This window comes from Sphaerospermopsis sp. FACHB-1094, from assembly GCF_014696195.1.
Classification (GTDB): domain Bacteria; phylum Cyanobacteriota; class Cyanobacteriia; order Cyanobacteriales; family Nostocaceae; genus Sphaerospermopsis; species Sphaerospermopsis kisseleviana.
Genome location: NZ_JACJPT010000011.1, coordinates 57,982 through 78,559, shown reverse-complemented (window position 1 = coordinate 78,559; position 20,578 = coordinate 57,982). Strand labels below are relative to the sequence as shown.

Annotated in this window: 19 protein-coding genes; 8 read left to right on the top strand and 11 right to left on the bottom strand. The window is 36.9% G+C overall.

Features of this window, described 5'->3' with window-relative positions:
• Positions 1–69: 69 nt before the first annotated feature.
• The 4 genes from H6F47_RS05375 to H6F47_RS05360 all read right to left on the bottom strand — a co-directional run bounded on the left by H6F47_RS05375 (position 70) and on the right by H6F47_RS05360 (position 5,168).
• Complete coding sequence (locus H6F47_RS05375; RefSeq protein WP_190647951.1) at positions 70–795, bottom strand: TVP38/TMEM64 family protein; 726 nt, start codon at positions 793–795, stop codon at positions 70–72.
• Positions 796–1,131: 336 nt separating this feature from the next.
• Positions 1,132–2,331 (bottom strand): hypothetical protein, encoded by a 1,200-nt coding sequence (locus H6F47_RS05370; protein ID WP_190647950.1) that lies wholly within the window; start codon positions 2,329–2,331, stop codon positions 1,132–1,134.
• Positions 2,332–2,620: 289 nt separating this feature from the next.
• Positions 2,621–3,889 carry a proton extrusion protein PcxA gene (locus tag H6F47_RS05365; protein ID WP_190346293.1) on the bottom strand — a complete coding sequence of 423 codons (1,269 nt, stop codon included), beginning with the start codon at positions 3,887–3,889 and terminating at the stop codon, positions 2,621–2,623.
• 187 nt (positions 3,890–4,076) lie between these two features.
• Positions 4,077–5,168, bottom strand: a complete 1,092-nt coding sequence (locus tag H6F47_RS05360; protein WP_190647947.1) for a nucleotidyltransferase domain-containing protein — start codon at positions 5,166–5,168, stop codon at positions 4,077–4,079.
• A 385-nt stretch (positions 5,169–5,553) separates the two neighbouring features.
• Here H6F47_RS05360 and rplU point away from each other — a divergent pair, with 385 nt between their 5' ends.
• On the top strand, positions 5,554–5,961 hold the full coding sequence (gene rplU / locus H6F47_RS05355; protein WP_096566575.1) for a 50S ribosomal protein L21: 408 nt from the start codon (positions 5,554–5,556) through the stop codon (positions 5,959–5,961).
• A 37-nt stretch (positions 5,962–5,998) separates the two neighbouring features.
• Positions 5,999–6,277 (top strand): 50S ribosomal protein L27, encoded by a 279-nt coding sequence (rpmA, locus tag H6F47_RS05350; RefSeq protein ID WP_096566577.1) that lies wholly within the window; start codon positions 5,999–6,001, stop codon positions 6,275–6,277.
• Between the two features lie 61 nt (positions 6,278–6,338).
• On the opposite strand, the gene H6F47_RS05345 is transcribed toward rpmA, so the two are convergent.
• Complete coding sequence (locus H6F47_RS05345) at positions 6,339–6,764, bottom strand: hypothetical protein (RefSeq protein ID WP_137667735.1); 426 nt, start codon at positions 6,762–6,764, stop codon at positions 6,339–6,341.
• Positions 6,765–7,017: 253 nt separating this feature from the next.
• Between H6F47_RS05345 and cruF the strand changes: the two genes are divergently transcribed.
• Both cruF and cruG read left to right on the top strand, forming a co-directional pair.
• Entirely contained in the window at positions 7,018–7,926 is a 909-nt protein-coding gene (cruF, locus tag H6F47_RS05340; protein WP_096566581.1) for a gamma-carotene 1'-hydroxylase CruF, read from the top strand.
• Positions 7,927–8,077: 151 nt separating this feature from the next.
• Positions 8,078–9,256, top strand: a complete 1,179-nt coding sequence (cruG, locus tag H6F47_RS05335; RefSeq protein ID WP_190346294.1) for a 2'-O-glycosyltransferase CruG — start codon at positions 8,078–8,080, stop codon at positions 9,254–9,256.
• 80 nt (positions 9,257–9,336) lie between these two features.
• Here cruG and rnhA read toward each other — a convergent pair whose 3' ends face one another.
• Positions 9,337–10,245 (bottom strand): ribonuclease HI, encoded by a 909-nt coding sequence (rnhA, locus tag H6F47_RS05330; RefSeq protein ID WP_137667737.1) that lies wholly within the window; start codon positions 10,243–10,245, stop codon positions 9,337–9,339.
• 381 nt (positions 10,246–10,626) lie between these two features.
• Here rnhA and H6F47_RS05325 point away from each other — a divergent pair, with 381 nt between their 5' ends.
• Complete coding sequence (locus tag H6F47_RS05325) at positions 10,627–11,106, top strand: DUF1499 domain-containing protein (protein WP_096572607.1); 480 nt, start codon at positions 10,627–10,629, stop codon at positions 11,104–11,106.
• Between the two features lie 49 nt (positions 11,107–11,155).
• On the opposite strand, the gene H6F47_RS05320 is transcribed toward H6F47_RS05325, so the two are convergent.
• Complete coding sequence (locus H6F47_RS05320; protein ID WP_137667741.1) at positions 11,156–11,719, bottom strand: pyridoxamine 5'-phosphate oxidase family protein; 564 nt, start codon at positions 11,717–11,719, stop codon at positions 11,156–11,158.
• Positions 11,720–11,788: 69 nt separating this feature from the next.
• On the opposite strand from H6F47_RS05320, the gene H6F47_RS05315 reads away from it, so the two are divergent.
• A complete protein-coding gene (locus H6F47_RS05315) occupies positions 11,789–12,724 on the top strand; it encodes a pyridoxal-phosphate dependent enzyme (protein WP_096566587.1) in 936 nt (311 codons plus the stop codon).
• A gap of 74 nt (positions 12,725–12,798) precedes the next feature.
• Here H6F47_RS05315 and H6F47_RS05310 read toward each other — a convergent pair whose 3' ends face one another.
• Positions 12,799–13,221, bottom strand: coding sequence for a hypothetical protein (locus H6F47_RS05310; RefSeq protein WP_190346295.1), 423 nt, complete (start codon positions 13,219–13,221; stop codon positions 12,799–12,801).
• 409 nt (positions 13,222–13,630) lie between these two features.
• Here H6F47_RS05310 and H6F47_RS05305 point away from each other — a divergent pair, with 409 nt between their 5' ends.
• Positions 13,631–14,269: a Uma2 family endonuclease gene (locus tag H6F47_RS05305; RefSeq protein ID WP_190647945.1), complete on the top strand. Its 639-nt coding sequence runs from the start codon at positions 13,631–13,633 to the stop codon at positions 14,267–14,269.
• Between the two features lie 97 nt (positions 14,270–14,366).
• Complete coding sequence (locus tag H6F47_RS05300) at positions 14,367–15,125, top strand: Uma2 family endonuclease (protein ID WP_096566593.1); 759 nt, start codon at positions 14,367–14,369, stop codon at positions 15,123–15,125.
• Positions 15,126–15,421: 296 nt separating this feature from the next.
• On the opposite strand, the gene H6F47_RS05295 is transcribed toward H6F47_RS05300, so the two are convergent.
• From H6F47_RS05295 to H6F47_RS05285, 3 genes are all read right to left on the bottom strand, one after another.
• The gene (locus H6F47_RS05295) at positions 15,422–16,744 is read right to left on the bottom strand and encodes a CO2 hydration protein (protein WP_096566595.1); all 1,323 of its coding nucleotides are present in this window, start codon (positions 16,742–16,744) and stop codon (positions 15,422–15,424) included.
• A gap of 310 nt (positions 16,745–17,054) precedes the next feature.
• Positions 17,055–18,557 (bottom strand): NADH-quinone oxidoreductase subunit M, encoded by a 1,503-nt coding sequence (locus H6F47_RS05290; RefSeq protein ID WP_096566597.1) that lies wholly within the window; start codon positions 18,555–18,557, stop codon positions 17,055–17,057.
• A 106-nt stretch (positions 18,558–18,663) separates the two neighbouring features.
• Entirely contained in the window at positions 18,664–20,526 is a 1,863-nt protein-coding gene (locus H6F47_RS05285; RefSeq protein ID WP_096566599.1) for an NAD(P)H-quinone oxidoreductase subunit F, read from the bottom strand.
• Positions 20,527–20,578 lie beyond the last annotated feature (52 nt).

Genomic DNA, 20,578 nt, shown 5'->3' with positions numbered 1-20,578 from the left:
ACAATACATATAGCCTTCAGAAAATTTTGTCAGTTGTGTATTTAACATTTTTGAAAAAATTATCAATTGTCAATTATCAATTATTTCTAAAGCTTTCTTAGCTATTTTAGTAACATAAATTGTGACAGCAACAGTGGCAATAAAACCGACAATTCTAATAACCCATGTGAGAGTAGAATTAGTAGGTTGATTTTCTGTTCCAATTAAAGCCAAATTACCAGCCAAAGAACCAATATAAACATACATAATTGTACCAGGAATCATCCCCACACAACCAAGAAAATAATCTTTAAGAGAAACAGCAGTAACTCCAAAAGCATAGTTTAATAAATTAAAAGGAAATATGGGAGAAAGTCGCGTTAACAACACTATTTTTAAACCTTCTCTCCCTACAGCGTTATCAATAGCAGCAAATTTTTTATTATTTGCAATTTTTTTAATCACCCAATTTCTCGCTAAATAACGTCCTATTAAAAATGCTGCTGTTGCACCTAAAGTAGCACCGATAAATACATAAACCGAACCCCAAAAAACATCAAATAAAACACCCGCACCTAAAGTTAAAATCGAACCTGGTAAAAAAGCAACAGTCGCCATAATATAGATAGCAATAAAAGCTATTGCTCCCACTGTACCAAGACTATCAATCCATTGTAAAGCATCTTTTAAAATAGCTTGGGGATTGAAAGCAGATATATTCACATTTTCCTGTGCAAAAACTACATCTGGTTGCAATATCAAAACAATAGTCAGTGCTAACAAATTTAATGCAACAGGTTTTAAAAATTGATACATAAAATTTATTTCAGTTTATTTCAGTTTTTTGATTTATTAGCCAGTGGCTTTGAGTATATTAACTGTTATAATTATACAACAAATCTTAAAAATTAGCAAGAAAAACTACATATATTTTTTAGGGTTTTAGCACTGCCATAGCGATATCAATTGATAATGGACAATTAACAATTGTCAATTATTTTAGGACTTACGCAAGATATGACTAAAAACCTTATTCTTGCGTAGGGGTAATTCATGAATTACCCCTACTTTCGTTCCCTTTTGCGTAAGTCCTGTATTTAATTTTTTTGTGTCTCTTTTTGACTACTTATAACTAAATGCTGGTAACTTTTTTCACTTCTTCACCAAAATATATGCAGTAGCATATTCAGGTAATTTGCGGATATACTGCCTAAATTCTGTTTGATTTTTAAAAATACCTGCCAGGTAATCTAATTGATGTAAATTGGGTAAAAATGCGCCGCCTGTATCTGCTATTACCCCCATTTGTAGGCGCTTACTTCCACCTTGATTATACTCCATCATAATAACTCTTCCCAAGCCAATGTTTAGCACATCTCCCGCAAAAGTTACACCAGGTTTAATGGAAATTTTCGCATCAATCTTATATCCATAACCTTTAATTGCATCAACTTGTCGAAAATACCAATAACGCTTTTGTGCTGTGGCTTTTAATCCTCTAACATAAGAAATTCCATTGTTTCTGTCTACATTAAAAAATGCCTTTGTTCCATCTGTAAAATTAATCAAAATTGTTCCCTGCATTAATGCTTCTTCCAAACCTTCACGGGTGAGATATGCCAAAGGTTCGACTTTACCATATTCTTTACCACCTGGTTCATAAATCCCAGATAAAACCTCTTGTTTTGTATATTTGGTGTAGAATTTATCACCAGCTAAATCGTCTTTTAAGCTATAAATTGGGATATTATATTTAGCTGTTTTGGTATGAGAACCAGTATGGGTAAAAACAGCATATTTTGTAATTCTCAGTTGTTTTTGTCCGGGTTTTTCGGGATTATAAGCTGACCATTTAATCACACGAAAATTAGCATTGATAAAATTAGGATCTTGTAACCGAGTCGGGCGATTCTTGCTAATATCCTCCTCTAAAACAGTAATCATAAAATCTAAGGTTTTGCTCACGTCTTCGACTGTTACACCTTGACTTAATAGTAATCCATTCCGAGAAATATTGGGATCGTTTTCCTTGTAATCTTGAAAATATTTTCTCGTATTAGTGAGAACAGTTAATAAATCATTTTGATTGAAATTCACCTTAGCTGTTGGTAATTTCACAGGTTTTAAAATGTGTTTACCATTAACACTATATTTATATTTTTGCCATTCATCAATGACAGAATAAAATATAGATGTATCTTGTTTATTAGGTTGATTTTGTGTGGTTGTTTGTTGTGATATTAGTTGCTGAGTTTCTGATTGTGCATATATATTTTGATGCGTGAAAATAACTAGCAAGAAAGCAAAAATACCTGATAAAAGTTGGAATTTACGATTGAATAAGAGATTCATAAGCCTAATTCGGTAACTACACTTCTAAATTGATTTTTATCCTAGAGTTAATGCTGAATATTAACATTCAACTGTATGAATAATCACTTTTTTTTCAAAACCAAAGCAATTATTCACCTCAATTATTAGCAGAAAACTGGAGTTTATGCACTAAATCTTTTTATGTATTCATGAAAAATTGTTGGGAGCTTGATAAAATGACTAAGATCACCAAACTCAGATCATCCACAGATCACCCAGATACCCAACTTCTCAAAGAAGTCGGGGATCTTGACTTATGATTGATAAATTATTCATCCATTTCTTTTAATGTTGCTAATGCTGAAGGTGACAAGCGACTCAAATAACGGAATATCCAGTATTTAAATATAGTATTTAATATGACTGGAAATGTAGCAATAAACAAAAATATGGCATTTCTACTCGCTGGTAAACCTAAATGTTGAGCAACACCTTCTAAAAGAACTTCCCAACCATGTGGAGAGTGGAAACCAACGAATATATCTGTAATTAAAATAATTAAAAACGCCTTAGCACTGTCACTTAAACCGTAGACTATTTTATCTAGAAGTGACTGAATAAAAACAATATCTTTTTTGCTCAAAGCAATAACCATCGCAAAAGAAATTAGTGATATCACATCAGCAAATACATTACTGATAGCACTACTACTCTGATAGCGAAACTCTTCTGATATTTCGATAGCTTTGTTTTTTACTTCAGCTTTAATTTTTTCTGGTGAAAGTTCTGGTGCTTGACGAAGTAGTCTTTCAAATTGCAATTTTCTCTCAAAACTCTTTAATTCATTCAGTGCTTTTTCCTCCATTTCTGAGTTCAAAAAAATTGTTGGTGTATTTTCACTCTGAAAATACTGTAATATCGGTTTTAATAATAATTGTTTAGAAAAATGTTGCGTTAAAAGTGGTATAATAATCAGCAGTAACAAAAATCTCACTGCCCTCCTTGTTCTCGTTCTAGAAGTTCGATAATTTCTAACAAACTCTTCTTCTGCTGTTGGTGTAAAATCCTTGGCAATTTTATTAAATGTTCTACCAATTGATCTGGGAAATATACCTTTCTTTTGAGTTGCAGATGGTTCTTTAATAATCTCAGTTTCTTCTGAATTTGCCTGATTGGTAACAGTTTCAAGTTCAAGATTAATGCTTAACGGTTCTGTAATTGCTTCATCTTGTTTGCTATACTTAGATATCGTTTCATCAATAAACTTGAGTTTTTCTAATAAGTTTGAATCAGTAGTATCAGCAATGGTAAAACCTAATTGAAATTCTGCTAGTCTGACTTTAATAATAGTCAAATTTCTATTTAAATCTCCTCGCCAAAAAGCCATCACGTTGGCACTATAATTACCTGATTCAGCAGAAATTTTTTTACCTCCAAATTGCTCAATTTCAATTTTTTGAATAGCTTGAGCAGCTTGATAAGCTTCTAAAATAGCTCTTTCTGGAGTTGTGAAAAACCAATGATTAAATGAATGCCAGGATGCTATAATTTTTTGGCTGATTAATCTGGTATTACGACTAAAAAATGATCCTTTCATTGCTGATTATTTACAGGTTTAACAATTTTATATTTTATTTTAATTCAAATTGTCAGCATTTCGCTAGAACACCGATTCATTAATCGTAAGGGCGAAGCATTCGGGCGATAACCTATCGCTGAAACCAGTTCATATTCCGTCCGATGCTTCGCCCCTACAAGGTAAAACAGAACACTGAATACTCCCTTTATTCCCATCCCTGCATTTCTACTAATTCCATACATAAATCATTAATTTGCTCTAAATCAGGTTTATGTGGTAAAGTTGATTGTTGATAAAAAATATTCATTTGAGCAACTAAATCTTCTGCCATTTTCATCAACTCTTCATAAGTATATTCTCCTCTAATAATAGCTTTTAAATCATCAACATCACCCGCAATTCTTCTATCTACAATTACTTCTCCTCTCTGCAAAATTTCTAAACCACTACGCAGTAATCTAATACAGTGCATTCCGTGTTTTAAATCATAACCTGAATTTCTTTCCATTTCTGCTCTAGCAGGATTTCTATTTTGCTGCCAGGATATATAAGCTTTCCATTCTCTTAACGCAATTTGGTAACTTTGACTTTTTTGCAATAAGCGAATAAAATCTTTACGTCCATGAGTTAAATTTTGAGTATATGCCAAAGTTTCATCATTTAAAGCATATTGTTTTAATATTCCTTTAAAATCAATATCTGCTGTCAGCAATTTATATAATTGCTCTGATTCTTCTAAAAATTCTATCTTACCACGAATTAATAAATAAAGATATTCTAAAAAAGCATTGAGTTCATCTTTGCTCAATGGTGCTTCATCTTCGATACCAAAATCCGAGGGGATGGGTTTTTTCCCGGGTGGATTTAATAACCATTTGCGATGAGTTTCCATTTTTTTGATTTGTGCGAAAGCATAACCAGAATAAGTATGTTTAACTTTTTTGCTCAAAAATATTTTTCTATGGTTAATTAAAAGTTGTCCCACATCTGTTAAAATAGGATAGGTGGGCAACCATAGTAATTCTAAAACATTAGGATTTGCACCTGCTAATAAATGTAATACTTTCCTTAATTCATAAATAACTGTATCTTGATTACTATCTATAAACGGAAATATTCCTGGTTCATCCCAACCACTATCTTTTTGTTCTATGCTATCAAACCCTAAATAGTAACGTTTAGGTGCAATAAATACACCCCGATAATCATAATCTGAATCAGGGCGATTTAAACCATATCCGTGACTACCTGCTAAACCAATAAAAATTGTTCTTTGTTCAACTTCGATTCTTTGCATAAATCCTGATATCATTATTTAATGATTTGTAGAAATCTAATTGTATGAATTTTCTAGGTAAAAGTCTTGACGAGGATTTTGGATTTATTTGGATTTATTAAACGCTAAACTGTATTATATCCACAGGGCAAAAATAGGGCAAAAAAATCCGCCAAAATCTAACAATTGCCCAAATGGGTCATCAAGTCCAACTTTTCAGCCAAATTTATGATCATTTTTTTAAAAGCTTGACACAATAACATAGATTAAGATAATATATTAGATTGTCTGTCTTATTCCTGCTCGGATCAGGTAGACACACTGCAAAAGCTGGCAAGAGCTATAAATCAAGTCTCTACAAGAGATGGAAGCCAGCTACCTGTACGGCAACTTCAAGGACAATTTCATGACCTACGCAATTATTGAAACTGGTGGCAAACAAGTAAAAGTCGAAGCAGGTCGTTTTTACGACATTGAACTGCTGAGTGCCGAACCAGATGAAAAAGTGACAATAGACGCAGTATTACTGGTGCAGCACGAGGGAGGAGTCTCTATCGGACAGCCACGAGTAGCAGGTGCGACTGTAGAGGGGACCGTAATGCGACACTTGAGAGGTCGTAAAGTCCTGGTTTATAAAATGAAACCCAAGAAGAAAACCCGCAAAAAACGGGGACATCGCCAGGAAATTACCAGACTTTTGATTAACTCCATCAACCTCAATGGTGAAGTTTTGGCGCACGCAGAAGCACCAACTACCCCAGAATCTCCTAATCTGGTAGATAGCACACCTGCTGAAGAAGCTGCTGCTGAATAATAAACAGAAGTAGATAAATTAAAGAGAAGAGGAAATCATGGCTCATAAGAAAGGAACAGGTAGTACACGCAACGGTCGTGACTCTAATGCTCAACGTCTGGGTGTAAAGCGTTTTGGTGGTCAAACTGTGCTTGCAGGAAATATTCTTGTCCGTCAGCGCGGTACTAAGTTTCACCCTGGTAACAATGTCGGTATTGGCAGTGATGATACTTTATTTGCCTTAGTTGATGGCGTTGTTACCTTTGAAAGAAAAGGCAAAAGCCGCAAAAAAGTCAGCGTTTATCCCGCGATCGCTGCTGAAGCGGTAGCAAGTTAAGTCTTAGGGAACAGGGAACAGGAGAGAAAAATTAATAACTCCTGCCTCCTGCCTCCTAAATTCAAATAAACCTGTGTAATAAAGCACCTGCGCCTAAACCAGAGAGTGCAAATATAGATGTCAGCCAAAAACCTAGACCTTCTTTGAACCCAGCCGACTGAAAGTCTATCTTGGCTAAGATAGTCGCTGAGAGGATAAGTAAAAGATCAAGAAATATACGAAACCAAGCCAGCATTAAAAAGAATAGAAAAGCTGCTAAAACGGTGATACCAAAATTCCTGATATTAGATTTGGACAATATACTGTAATACTGTACCATTTTAGACCAGGGAGTTGTCAAGCTGGCTAGTAATACCAAGATACCAAATACAACTATTAACCACACAAACAAAGTGGGTTTGGTTTCTGATATCACCCAGCCTAACGCACTATAACTTAGAAGTAATAGTGTGAAGGAAAACCAGGGAATTCTTTGCAAGTTTGACATAAAGGTGACTGGGGACTGGGGACTGGGGACACTTCGACAAGCTCAGTGCATCGCTGGGGACTGGGAACAGGTAAAGAATTTTCCTATCTCCCGACTTCTGGGTATTTATACTTTTTTGAGCATGAAACCAAATGAACTTTCAATTTTCCCGGATTATTTCTTAAAAATTAGTTAAATTATGATCTTAAACATTTGTAAACTATTAGCAGTCGAGTATCCTTATGTCATATTTTAGGAAGGTTAAGGACTGATCATGAGACAACTAGTTATTGTTGAGCGCGTATGCCTGATTGGTCATATCGTATCCATGGTGTTTGGACTGGTAGGGATATTACTGGTTATTCCTAATGCCGAAGTGATTTTGAGCTTATCTGAGGTCGGTCAGACTGTCATGCAGTGGAGCATGGCTGGTGGCGGTGTTGCCTATATGATTTTAGGTGCAGTGGGTGTGTTCCTGTATGCGTACCGAAATTTGGGTTTAGGAAGGGCTTTGTGTTTTTTAGTGCCTTCGGTGTCCATTTCTTTGACAAGTGAGTTATTGGGAACTAGCACAGGTTTTCCTTTTGGTCACTACAGCTATTTGAGTGGTTTGGGTTATAAAATTGCGGGTTTAGTACCGTTTACTATTCCTTTGTCTTGGTTTTATGTGGGATGTGTTTCTTACCTGCTGGCGCGTGTAGGTTTAGAGGTAGATAAAAAACCCAGTTTATTACGTCATTTAGGGGCGATCGCTCTCGGTGCTTTATTGCTCACTTCTTGGGACTTTGTACTTGATCCGGCAATGAGCCAAACTTCTCTTCCCTTCTGGTATTGGCAACAACCTGGTGCTTTCTTTGGAATGCCTTATCAAAACTTTGCTGGTTGGATGGGTACTGGTTCAGTGTTTATGACAGTAGCGGCGCTGTTGTGGAGAAACAACCCCATTAAATTAGAGCGATCGCAACTCAATATTCCTTTAGTAGTTTATTTGGCTAACTTTGGTTTTGCCACAGTGATGAGTTTGGCAGCTGGCTTCTCTATCCCTGTATTGCTGGGTGTGTTACTTGGCGTTGCACCTGCTGTAGCACTGTGGTTAAGAGGATCCGATGCATCCACTTCCGTAGCTGTGGAAGCAGCAAAACAGGAAGTTTCTGTTGGTAATGTGAAAGTTGCTTTAAAGTAACTTCAATAGTGCTGAGTCAATAATTAATTAATTACACTCAGCACTAACTTGGTAATTGGTAATGGGTAATGGGTAATTGGTAATTAGTATAAATTTTATATTTTCTGCCTTCTGCCTCCTGCCTCCTATATTTTTAATTGGTATACATATTTTGATTACAGAAAGCATTATTTCACTTCTACTATTACTGATCCAAGTACCAGCAACGGCGCTGTTATTGTCACGTTTGCTCAAGGGTCCCAGAAGACATCCACCTTTGCAACCACAACAACCAACCCCGGATATTTTGGGTAGTGTGAGTGTGGTTGTTCCCACTTTAAATGAAGCTTTGCGTATTAGTCCCCTGTTAGCTGGGTTAAGTCGGCAAAGCTATGAAGTCCGAGAAGTTATTGTTGTGGATAGCAGATCCCAGGATGGTACTCCCGACTTGGTAAAAGCTACACAACAAAAAGATCCCCGCTTTCGGGTCATGAATGATGATCCTTTACCTCCCGGTTGGGTGGGTCGTCCTTGGGCTTTACATAACGGCTTTTTGTTTAGTTCCCCAGACAGTGAGTGGTTTTTGGGGATGGATGCCGATATTCAACCTCATCCCGGTTTGGTCGCTAGTTTGGTGAAAACAGCCCAAACAGAGGGTTATGATTTGGTTTCCCTGTCTCCTCAGTTTATTCTCAAGTATCCTGGTGAATGTTGGTTACAACCGGCTTTGTTGATGACGCTGTTATATAGATTTGATCCTGCGGGTATTCACACTGAACAACCGGAAAGGGTGATGGCTAACGGACAGTGTTTTTTATGTCGGCGCTCGGTTTTAGCGGCTGTAGATGGTTATAGCACTGCTAAAGGTTCTTTTTGTGATGATGTTACCTTAGCGCGAAATATTGCGGCGGCTGGTTTTAAGGTGGGGTTTTTGGATGGGGCTAAAGTTTTCAAAGTGCGGATGTATGAGGGAGCAAAGGAAACTTGGAAGGAGTGGGGGCGCAGTTTAGATTTAAAGGATGCTTCTAACCGCGCTCAAATTTGGGGTGATTTATGGTTATTGTCCTCTGTACAGGGTTTACCCATATTGATTTTACTGGGCTTTCTTCCCCTGCTTCCCCTGCTTCCCCTGCCTCCCCTGCTCCCCCTGCGCCTGTTATTGGGACTGAATATATTTTTACTGGTAATTCGCTTTGCTTTGTTATTGGCGATCGCTCCTTCCTACGACCGTAAAAATGCTCAGGGTGGTTGGTTGTTCTGGCTTTCTCCTTTAGCTGATCCCCTCGCTGTGCTGAGAATCTTTTTATCTGCACTCCGCAAACCCAAGGAATGGCGAGGAAGAAAGTATTGAGTAGGTGACAGGTGACAGGTGACAGGTGACAGAAAAGAGTTTTTACCAATTACCCATTACCCATTACCCATTACCATGATTTATTCATTGTCATTTACCACTTGATCACCTCTTTCTAGTTCCCAAAGAATTTGATTTCCTTCCCGTCGTACCCGTGAAACTATCCAATTTCGCCAACGCCATTGATCTCCCCGACTGGTGACAGCACTTGCATGGACATCCATCAAGTCTGCTAGTTCGGAACTGGTGATTAAATAGCCTTTTTCGGCAATTTCGTCAGCAACCCGCAAAGTTTCAACTAGGTTGCGGAGGTGTAAAACCCTCATCTCAGGTGGTTTTTCGTTGTTTGTGGTTGCAGCTGACGCTGTAGATGGTTCCATAGTGGTTGTGTCTGATAAAAAAGTTCTGCTTTCCGAAATGTTTTCTTTGATTTGTGTAGAGTTGATTGGAGAATCAGATACTTTTGTGAAATTTACATTGTTTGTATTGGTTAAGGTTGCATCAAGATTTTCCGGGGATAATTGTTGAAGAGATGGAATTTTGCCGCTGGCAAAGGAGCGAGCAATCACATCACACCTTTCGTTACCTATGTTACCAGAATGTCCGCGCACGTGCTGCCATTTTACAAGTCGGCTGTTGAGTCTATCCAGGGTTTCTAACAGGTCTTGGTTTTGGACTGGGTTTCCGTCTGCTTTTTTCCAACCTTTCTTTTTCCAACCCTGCATCCATTTGGTAACACTGTTAATGAGATATTCGCTATCGGTGTACAGGGTGATGGGTTGGGTTTGTCCAGATGTAGCAAAAAATTCTAGGGCAGCGATCGCCGCTTGCATTTCCATTTTATTATTGGTGGTATGCCGGGATGCGTCCCCCATTTCGTAAACTGAACCATCATTAAAGTAAACAACAACACCCCAACCACCAGGACCAGGGTTGCCAGTGCAAGCACCATCGGTATATATGCTTTGAATTATGCGTTGTGTAGACATGATGAGTGATTAAAAATTCAAAATTAAAAATTAATAATGAGTTGCACACAGAGATTAGCAAAAAAGGGTTTTATAAATCAAGTCATCAAAGTTGCACCCTCAGTCATCAATTATCAGTCATCAGCCAATAGTATTATTAGTCAAAATGAAGCAGTTTTAATTTCCAGAATGTTATTTACAATCTATTTCTGTTAATTATGTTTATTTTATATGTTTATTTTAGATAACTAAAACTATTCTCTATTCCCTATTCCTTCTTCACTATTTTCTAACTCCACAAAAATACTTTCAACAATATTCCCAATTTATATTAATATTTTATTGTCATTTATTGTCAAATATCAAACAATGATTCAATTAACTGTAGTCAAGAAAATCATCATGCAATATCTAAACACATTTCCACAAAGGATAAAGAGTATTACATTAGCAATACTCTTAACCTTATTTATTGGTTTCATGCTTCCTGCTGTTACATGGGCAACTGGTTTAGGAGTGACATCAGGTTATCTGAGTCCTTGTCCCAATACAAATAACTGTGTTGTCAGTCAAAATGCAGATACTAAACACGCCATTGATCCGATTATTTATCATGTAGACCGTGATCAAGCAAGAAAAACCTTACTCCAAGTTCTCACTGTTGTACCACGTACAGAAGTTATAGAACAAACAGATAATTACATTCATGCTATTTCTAAAAGTCGCATCTTCAAATTTGTTGATGATGTAGAGTTTTATTTACCAAATGATGAACCAGTAATTCATATCCGTTCAGCTTCTCGTGTGGGAGAGTCGGATCTTGGTGTCAACCGCAGACGTATGGAACAAATTCGTTTAGCTTTGCGTGATTTAAACATTTAATTGAAATAGAAATCAAATATTGATTTTCTAGCATCATCTATTCATCAAATTACCTTTGATTGTGAACCTGAGACAAGGGAGTTAACAAACCATCAATACTGACAAAATTTTTCTGTTGATGATATTCTTTAATTCCCTGTTCACCTTTCTTAATAGCCCAGTTAACTAAAGTGTCTCTTTGTCTTTTATATTCATAAAATGGCACAGCAAAACCACAGGAAGTTTGCACCCTGTTAATATCAGCAACAATTATTTGCCGAGTTCCGTTAATCGGAGGAAATAAAGAATACAAATAATCCCATTCAGCAGCATTAGGTAATATAGTTTTTCCCTGTCCATAAAGCCGCAAAATAGAAGGTGGTTCTTGAAAAGCGCAAAACATAAATGTAATTCTGCCATTTTCTAACAGATGGGCAGAAGTTTCATTACCGCTACCTGTGACATCTAAATAAGCAACCCGATGGGGTGAAAGAATACGAAAGCTATCTAAACCTTTAGGAGAAATGTTAACATGACCAGTAGGACTTAAAGGGGCAGTCCCAACAAAAAACATCTGCTGATTTGCAATAAATTTTTGCAATTCTTCGGTGATAGATTCAAAAACTTTAGCCATAAACAGTTTGATAGTTTTTGCAGATTTGTTATTTTCTACCATTCTCACAAAGCTTAACTTGTGTTTGAAATGTCGTCAATATTTTTATCTCCACCTCTAGAAAAAATTAATCATCAAATAGCTGATAGTGCTGGTGTTGAGTTATATGTATTCCGTCTTGATCTCATGCACCCCCAAATTAATGGTAACAAATGGTTCAAGCTGAAATACAATTTATTAGAAGCTCAGGAAAAAAAATACTCTACCATTCTTACTTTTGGTGGTGCTTATTCTAACCATATTTTTGCTACCGCTGCCGCAGGTAAGGTTTTTGGTTTGCGTACTCTTGGGGTGATTCGTGGAGAAGAAACTTTACCGCTGAATCCTACCTTAAATTTTGCCATAGAACAAGGCATGGAGTTAGTATATTGCGATCGCACAACTTACAAAAAACGGCACACAAACCAACTACAGGAAGAATTAAAACAACGATTTGGTGAAGTATTCATCATTCCCGAAGGTGGTGGTAATTTAAATGGTGTGCGTGGTTGTACAGAAATCATGGAAAACCTAAAATATCTTGACATTGACACAATTTGTCTCGCCTGTGGCACAGGTACAACCCTAGCTGGAATTGCTTTATCATTACATTCAAATCAGAAAATTATCGGATTTCCTATATTAAAAGGTGGAGAATTTTTAGCACCACAGATTACAAATTTAACACAAGATTATATTCAATCCGGTTTACCTGTACCAGTTCATAATCCGGCACATTGGCAATTGCTATACAATTACCATTTCGGAGGTTATGCAAAAGTTAACCAAGAGTTAATTAAATTTTGTCACACATTCCAACAGGAACATAACATACCCCTAGATTACGTATATACGGGAAAAATGTTTTATGGTGTAATGGATTTATTAAAAAAGGGATTTTTTTCACCAGGTAAAATACTATTAATACATACTGGTGGGTTACAAGGAAATTCTGGTATCGAAGAAAAATTACTTAAAAAAATATGAAAAACATATTTAATTAAAACAAATTTTTTACCACTAAGATCCCCGACTTCTTCAAGAAGTCGGGGATCTGAAAATCATAAAGTTACACCATGTTTTTTAGCAATTTCAGTAAGTTGATCATACTGATGTTGTGCTGCTTTCGTTAAAATTGCTTCTGCTTCTGTGGGATCAGTACCATCTTTAGGAATTAAATACTTCACATAAAGAGAAACAAAATCAACAACAGCTGCTAAACCAGACAAATCATGTTTATCAGATTGTTGTCCAGCAATAACAGCAACTAAACCAGCACGAATAGGATCAGGTTTCAATTTCATAAACTGATCAATTAGCTGTTTTAAATAATCTGCTGGTGCTAAATTTTGCAACTTACTTTGATCAGGTTTAAATTCCAATCCTGCGGCTTTAGACTGTTCTAAAACACACCATTCTGTAAATTCTTGCAGTGCAGCATCAGTAAGTTTAGGGAGATATTGGTACAGTTCTAAATTAGACACAAGGTGACACCAAATTGAGGTTTTTTAATTGCATCAAGTCCACCCTAACCTACTGTTTGATAGAGTTTTGTAATAAAACTGACAATATAGGTTTTAGATCCCCCCAACCCCCCTTAAAAAGCAGGGCTGTTTCATTCGTTTAAGAGGGTACATTTGTCAATATCTTTAGTGATAGTTTTTGAAACAAAATTGATGTGAACCAGCTACAATACCAGCAGCAGGAGGCGCAACAACACTCGTAGTTCGCTATTTGCTAAATTACCTCCTGCTTGAACTAGACTGTCAGCAGCTTTTTTCAAATATTTTCGCATTGTGAATTGGTATGAGATACCGGACTTCTTCAAGAAGTCCGGTATCTATAAACTTGAGGATTGCTATAATAAAATTAATATACATAATAAAATAAACTATGATAGCCACTACAACCCCAGCAGAAACGAGAACTTTAGTAGAAAACATTAGCTGGCAAACATTTAAAACTATGCTGGCAGAAATGGGATGTAACCGTAACACCAAATTTGCTTATGATCATGGAAATATAGAAATTATGACTCCCCAAATGCCCCATGAAAATTCTAACCGTAATATAGAAGGTTTTGTAATAATTTTATGTGAAGAATTAGGATTAGAAATTAAACGCGCTGGTTCTTTGACATTAACGAGAGATGATATCCAACGTGGTGCAGAACCAGATAGTAGTTATTACATTCAAAATGAATATTTAGTGAGAAGTAAAGATAAAATAGATTTAGCTATTGATCCACCACCAGATTTAGTTTTAGAAGTGGAGTATTCCCGACCCCAAATTGATAAATTAAAACTTTATGCCGCTTTGGGTATTCCTGAATTTTGGCGTTATAATGGTAGTAAATTAAGAATCTATACTCTCACCAATGGAGAATATTTAGAAGTTGAAATCAGTCCCACTTTTACACCTATAACTATCAAGGAAATTACTGGATTTTTGGCAGAAACTTCAAACATCGGAGAAATAGCGACAACACGCATTTTTAGAAATTGGGTGAAAGAACAATTATGGAAAAAATGAAACATTAAAACCTTAAAAATCATTGTTGAAAAACATGATTTGTTTTTTGAAGCCAAAATCTAAAATCTAAAATCCAAAATCTAAAATCTAAAATAAAATGACTTACTCACCACCTTTACCCCCACAAACAGAACCACCCCTTCCCCCAAGGGAAACCTTACCCACAATGTATGATTTACCAAGCGAAAACCAGGAGGAAAAAGGTTTGCCAGATGATTTTCATTTTTTACAACCCTTACTTTTATATTTGACTTTTCAACCCATAAACTGGAATCCAGAATTAGTTTATAGTGCTGCGGATCTCAATCTTTATTATGATCTACAACATCCTTTATGGTATAAAAGACCTGATTGGTTTGGTGTAGTTGGAGTTTCTAAATTATATAATCATCAAGATTTGCGTTTAAGTTATGTCACTTGGCAAGAACCAGCTAACCCTTTTGTGGTAGTTGAATTATTATCACCGGGAACAGAAGAAGAAGATTTAGGAACTAAAGCAAGTCAAGCAGATAAACCCCCTACAAAATGGGAAGTTTACGAACGCATATTAAGGATTCCTTATTATATTGTTTTTAGTCGTTATACCAACGAAGTCCGCGCATTTCAATTAGTAGGTGGTCATTATGAATCTGTAAATTTTATTGATGGACGTTTACATATCCCAGAAATAGGTTTAAGTTTGGGGTTATGGGAAGGAACATTTCGTGGTATTCCTAAACTTTGGTTGAGGTGGTTTACATTAGATGGGGAATTAATTCCCGAACCTTCAGAAGAAGCAAAGGCAGCGAAAATAAAAGCCGAAAAATTAGCGGAAAAATTGCGTAAATTGGGTATTAATCCTGATGAAATTATGTAATAGTAAATAACTACTCAATTAGGGGTTGCTGAGAAAGTCTTTCCGTGAGGGCATAGGAGTCAGGAGTCAGGAGTCAGGAGTCAGGAGAAGATTTGAAAATTTCTTTGCCATCTCTTGAAATCCCAAAAAATGCACACTTTTTCCGGTATACCCTTCAAAACCCTTGCACTAATTTCTGTGTTTATCAGCCTCTAACCTTTGATATATCAAGGTTTTAGGTTTATTCAGCAAACCCCAATTACGTAGTTTAAGTGTAGATACCGGACTTTTTAAAGAAGTCTGGTATCTTTAGCTGATTAACGATAATCTTGACTTTGAACACTCCGCAATTTCGCCGCATCTCTCATACCATAATCAGCACGGGTGAAGCGATTCAATTGCATTTCAAAAAACTCCCGATTTGCCTGTAAATGTTTAGGATTGGGATCATCTAAAGGATATAACAACGCAGTTCTTAAAGCTTGAATTACCGCAGATGTGACATTGTACATTGAACGTTGGAAAGTTACACCCAACTGAATCAACATATCATCTTCACCCCGACAATGTTTTTTGTAATAATCAACTAAATATTGGGGCAGAAAATGCAACATATCCTGCATTAATAATGTGGGTGGAATACCCGCAGTACCTACAGGGAATACGTCAGCGTAAAGAATGCCATAATGGAAGTCTTTTTGGTCTTCTGGTACTTGTCCTGCTTGGGCATTATAAGACTTTGTGCCTCTAAATGGTGCAGTCCGGTAAAATACAGCTTCTACATAGGGTAAAGCTGCTTCATATAACCAAGTAAAACCTTTAGATTTGGGAATGACTTCATAACATTCACCATCAACATAAACATGATGATAAATAGGACGACCGGCGATCGCAAAAATACCATTCACTAAAAAATTCATGGCATCAGGAACACCTTTAAAACCGCCTTCATCATAAATATCCGACATTTCAAAAAATACCGGTGCCATTACTTCCCAGAAAAGTCCTAAATTGGCATAATAAGACATCATCCGGCACTGTTCCAAAAACATATCAGGGAACAGTTTATAAAGTCCCAACATTAAAGGATTTTTCTTAAAGTAAGCTTTAATTGCTTTATCAGCATTAGCTTTATATTCATCCGAATCTAAATAGGCATCAAATTGATTTACAGGGGCGTACATTTTCCGATGCCATAACATCGCTTGCATACAAGCTTCCGCAAATTCCATGTTAATTCTGTCATGGAATAAATGATGTAGTAACTTTGGCATTTTGCGAGTTTCACCCTTTTCCATAAATGCCAAAAGTTCAGGATGTGCTGTAGCTTCACCGCGCCAAATTCTTAAATCAGCATCATCCCCTGCATAATGATTATGTAAGTCTAAATATTCTTGAGGTAAGAAATATTTAAAAGCAGGAAGAGGATTTAAAAAGACTCTTTCCCCAATATAAAGCAAGTCGCGCCAGTAAAAATCCATCGGTACTGCGTAAGCTTTATAAATACCGATGATTTGCATTAAGTTTTCTGGTGTATCTGGCAGCATTGAACCACCAGCTTCTAGACGATGAATGACATCGGCAAATTCGTGATTTGATGGTGGTAGTTTGGTGATTGGTTTATCGGGAGTTTGTACCATTTTGATTTCCTATATTTATGAATTTATCACGCAGAGACGCAGAGGCGCAGAGAGATTTAAGAGGTTAATAAATGTACTAGATTATCTATCTTATTCCTTTTCTTCTTCTCATTCTTCTCTTCCTTAGTGTTCTTCGTGCCTTCGTGGTTTTTCTCGTTTTTTTCTCGTTCCCATACAGAGTATGGGAATGAATTTTAAAAGGTTCTGCCTTTTAGTTTTTTTACAGTAGAGGCAGATCCTCTGAGATAGCATTCCCAGTCTCAGACTGGGAACGAGATCAATTTTTCTGACAAGCTGACAGCTTAAAAAATTACTTCAAAGCCACTTGAGAAATTACGGTTTTTTCAGGAGTAGGAATAGCTGCTACCATTGCTGTAGTTGTGGTTTCACTCCAGCGCACTAACCAGGTAGGTTGTACTCCCAAGAAAATGATCAGGGAAGCTAATATTAATGCGGGAATTTTTTCTGCCCAAACCACTCTGGGATAATAAGCTAAGTCGTTATTTAGTCTACCGAAACAGGTGCGGTTGAGAAGAATAACGAAGTAAACCGCAGTTAAACCAGAGGAAGCTACACACAATAATGTGGGGATGGGGAAGGTGGAAAAACTGCCTTGGAAAACGATAAATTCTGCAATAAAACCAGTTAAACCAGGGATACCGGCGCTGGCCATACCACCTAACACCAGTAAAGCACTGACGATAGGTAAACCGCGAATAGGACTCATTAAACCATTGAGTTTATCTAGTTCTCTTGTTCCAACTTTGGTTTCTACAAGTCCCACTAAATGGAAGAGAATAGCCAGAATTAAACCATGACTAAACATTTGCGCGACTGCACCAACTAAGGCCAGGTTGGTACTAGCTGCGGCTGCAAGTAAAATATAGCCCATGTGTCCGATTGAACTATATGCTACCATGCGCTTGATGTCTTTTTGGGCGATCGCTACAACTGCCCCATAAATTGCACTAACAGCACCCCATATTGCTAAGGTTGGTGCTACTACATTCCAAGCTTGGGGAAATAAACCAAACCCAAATCTTAAGAGTCCATAAGTTCCTAATTTAGCTAAAATTCCACCTAATAAAATAGCAATAGGTGCAGAAGCTTCAACGTAAGCATCAGGTAGCCAAGTATGGAAAGGAATTAAAGGAATTTTGATGCCAAAACCTAAAATTATTCCTACTAATAATAACAGTTGCATTCCCGCAGACAGGTTTTGAGTATTAACCGCATCTAAGGCAAAACTATGAGAACCACTTAACCAAACTATGCCCAGGAATGTTGCTAAAATAAATGCCCCGGAAACTGCTGTATAAATCAAAAATTTCATCCCAGCATAGGCGCGTTTTTCTCCTCCCCAAATGGAAATTAATAAATAGAAAGGTATTAATTCCAATTCATAGAAAAGGAAGAAAAGTAGTAAGTTTTGGGCTAAGAAAGCACCAGCAACACCACCGCTAACTAATAAAATCAGCGAATAGAAAAGTTTAGGACGTTCGGTATTTTGGTTACTGCTGTAAATGGCTATCCAAGTTAATAAGCTATTCAATATCAACATTAGAATTGATAGCCCATCAACACCTAATTGATAATTTAAACCCAAGGTTTCATTCCAAGGTAAATTCTCTTGAAACTGCATTCCTGGACTATTGATATCAAATTTCAGCAGGATGAAAGCATTCCACAATAGAACTACAAAGGAAAGAGTTAAAGCTACTAATCTAGTTCTCGTTTTAGGAATGACTGTATCTGGTAAAAATCCGATAATTGCAGCGCCAATAATTGGCAACCAAATTAAAACACTTAACATAATTGGGGATTGGTAATTGGTAATTGGTGATTGGTGATTGGTGATTGGGTAAAATTATGATATTTTGTTTCCTAATTTTCTTTCACCTATCACCTACTGATAGCTTTTAAAAAACCAAATTCATGAACTGCACACCCCAGAAAGGCCATGTAACCCAAGCACCTAAAACGCTAACTCCTAATAAAACAGTGAAAGCGTAAAATTGGGTTTGTCCATTGTTGCTATATTTCAACCCTTCCCCACCTAATAAGGAGAATAAACCGACAAAATTAACAATGCCATCAACGACAAATCTATCCACCATGTCAGCTAATTTAGAAAGTTGGGCAACGCCAAAAATGATGGTCATTTTGTAAAGGTTGGGGGTGTAAAAATCGTAAGCAAGTAAATTTTGTAAACCTTGGAAGGGTAAGCGAACTGGTTTAGGAATAATGTTTCCTAAATAAATTACAGCACTAATACTGCAACCGAAAATACTTGACCAAATAAATAACAGTGCCACATCTTTATTTAATGTTGCCCAACTAGGTAATAAAGATAAACTTTCCAACACTAAAGGCAGATGTAAAACAAAACCAAATAAAACCATCATTGGTAAAACCATCAACCAAATAGCTTCCGGTGAACGTTCACTCATTTGTTTGGGTTTACCACCAAAGATTAAACCAAATTCTCTGGTTAAACTAAAGGCTGTAAACACATTGACGGCAATTATTATTCCTACTAACCAAGGGTGTGTTCCCCATAAACCATCAGCTAATTTTACTAATGCCCAAAAACTTCCTAAAGGTGGGAAACCAATTAAACCCAATGTTCCCACAATAAATGCTAAACCGGAAATGGGACGACGTGACCATAAACCACCGAGTTGGGTAACGTCTTGGGTGACACTATTCCAAACTATTCCTCCGGTACTCATGACTAAAAGTGCAGCAGATAAAGCATGAGTGAGGACTAATAATAATGCGGCTTCATCCTGTTGTGTGCCTACGGCGATAAACACTAAGCCCATGTAAGCACTGACAGAATAAGATAAACAGCGTTTGATGTCAATTTGGGCGATCGCAATTAATGAACCACCAATAGCTGTAACAGCACCAATAGCTACCATTGCGGAGGAAGCTATGGGAGACAAACTAAATACAGGTTGTAATTTAATCAGCACCCATGCACCACTGGCAACTACCACTGAGTTCCGTAAAATGGTACTGGGAACAGGTCCTTCCATTGCTTCATCCAACCACAAATGCAAGGGAAACTGAGCGCATTTACCCATTGGACCGGCAATTAAAGCCAAACAAACCAAAGTAATAATTGTCGGGTCTACTTGGGCTGTTTGCGCCCAAATTGCTAAATCTTTATAATCCCAAGTTCCTGCTAAAGTCCACAGTCCGAGAACTCCCATTAACAGGAATAAGTCACCAACCCGCTTGGTTAAAAACGCATCTCGCGCACCGGTCACAACCAACGGTTGACTAAACCATAAACCTACCAACAAGTAAGTACCTAAAGTGAGAATTTCTAAAACTACATAACTGAAAAATAGGTTATTACATAAAGCTAAGGCACATAAACCAGCTTCAAATAAACCTAATAAAGAATAAAATCTTCCCCAACCCCAGTCCATTTCCATATAACCCACAGCATAAACTTGGGCAAGGAAATTTAAACCGGTAATAACCATTAATGCCCCTACATTAATTGCAGAGAGTTCTAAATTAATAGTTAGTTTTAAACCTGCTGTGGATAACCAAGGAATAAATACCTCTTTAGCAGGATGATTCCAAGTACCCAGAAAGGCTATTGCAGAATGTAAAAACGCCAAAAATGTCATTACTAAGTTGACATAACCTGCCGGTCTTGGTCCGGTTTTCCTGATTATTCCCGGCGACCAAGGTAAAGCTAAAACACCACCTAATAAAGCATAGCAAGGGACCAGCCAAACGGTCTCTAGCAGGTACTGAGACATGAACTCACCTCTATATTTGCACTGAATATTGTTGCTTGTTTGTCAACAAGCG

Coding starts and splice junctions, on each gene's coding strand:
- H6F47_RS05375 (WP_190647951.1), bottom strand. CDS start 795: ATGTATCAATTTTTAAAACCTGTTGCATTAAATTTGTTAGCACTGACT.
- H6F47_RS05370 (WP_190647950.1), bottom strand. CDS start 2,331: ATGAATCTCTTATTCAATCGTAAATTCCAACTTTTATCAGGTATTTTT.
- H6F47_RS05365 (WP_190346293.1), bottom strand. CDS start 3,889: ATGAAAGGATCATTTTTTAGTCGTAATACCAGATTAATCAGCCAAAAA.
- H6F47_RS05360 (WP_190647947.1), bottom strand. CDS start 5,168: ATGCAAAGAATCGAAGTTGAACAAAGAACAATTTTTATTGGTTTAGCA.
- rplU (WP_096566575.1), top strand. CDS start 5,554: ATGACCTACGCAATTATTGAAACTGGTGGCAAACAAGTAAAAGTCGAA.
- rpmA (WP_096566577.1), top strand. CDS start 5,999: ATGGCTCATAAGAAAGGAACAGGTAGTACACGCAACGGTCGTGACTCT.
- H6F47_RS05345 (WP_137667735.1), bottom strand. CDS start 6,764: ATGTCAAACTTGCAAAGAATTCCCTGGTTTTCCTTCACACTATTACTT.
- cruF (WP_096566581.1), top strand. CDS start 7,018: ATGAGACAACTAGTTATTGTTGAGCGCGTATGCCTGATTGGTCATATC.
- rnhA (WP_137667737.1), bottom strand. CDS start 10,245: ATGTCTACACAACGCATAATTCAAAGCATATATACCGATGGTGCTTGC.
- H6F47_RS05325 (WP_096572607.1), top strand. CDS start 10,627: ATGCAATATCTAAACACATTTCCACAAAGGATAAAGAGTATTACATTA.
- H6F47_RS05320 (WP_137667741.1), bottom strand. CDS start 11,719: ATGGCTAAAGTTTTTGAATCTATCACCGAAGAATTGCAAAAATTTATT.
- H6F47_RS05315 (WP_096566587.1), top strand. CDS start 11,789: ATGTCGTCAATATTTTTATCTCCACCTCTAGAAAAAATTAATCATCAA.
- H6F47_RS05305 (WP_190647945.1), top strand. CDS start 13,631: ATGATAGCCACTACAACCCCAGCAGAAACGAGAACTTTAGTAGAAAAC.
- H6F47_RS05300 (WP_096566593.1), top strand. CDS start 14,367: ATGACTTACTCACCACCTTTACCCCCACAAACAGAACCACCCCTTCCC.
- H6F47_RS05295 (WP_096566595.1), bottom strand. CDS start 16,744: ATGGTACAAACTCCCGATAAACCAATCACCAAACTACCACCATCAAAT.
- H6F47_RS05290 (WP_096566597.1), bottom strand. CDS start 18,557: ATGTTAAGTGTTTTAATTTGGTTGCCAATTATTGGCGCTGCAATTATC.
- H6F47_RS05285 (WP_096566599.1), bottom strand. CDS start 20,526: ATGTCTCAGTACCTGCTAGAGACCGTTTGGCTGGTCCCTTGCTATGCT.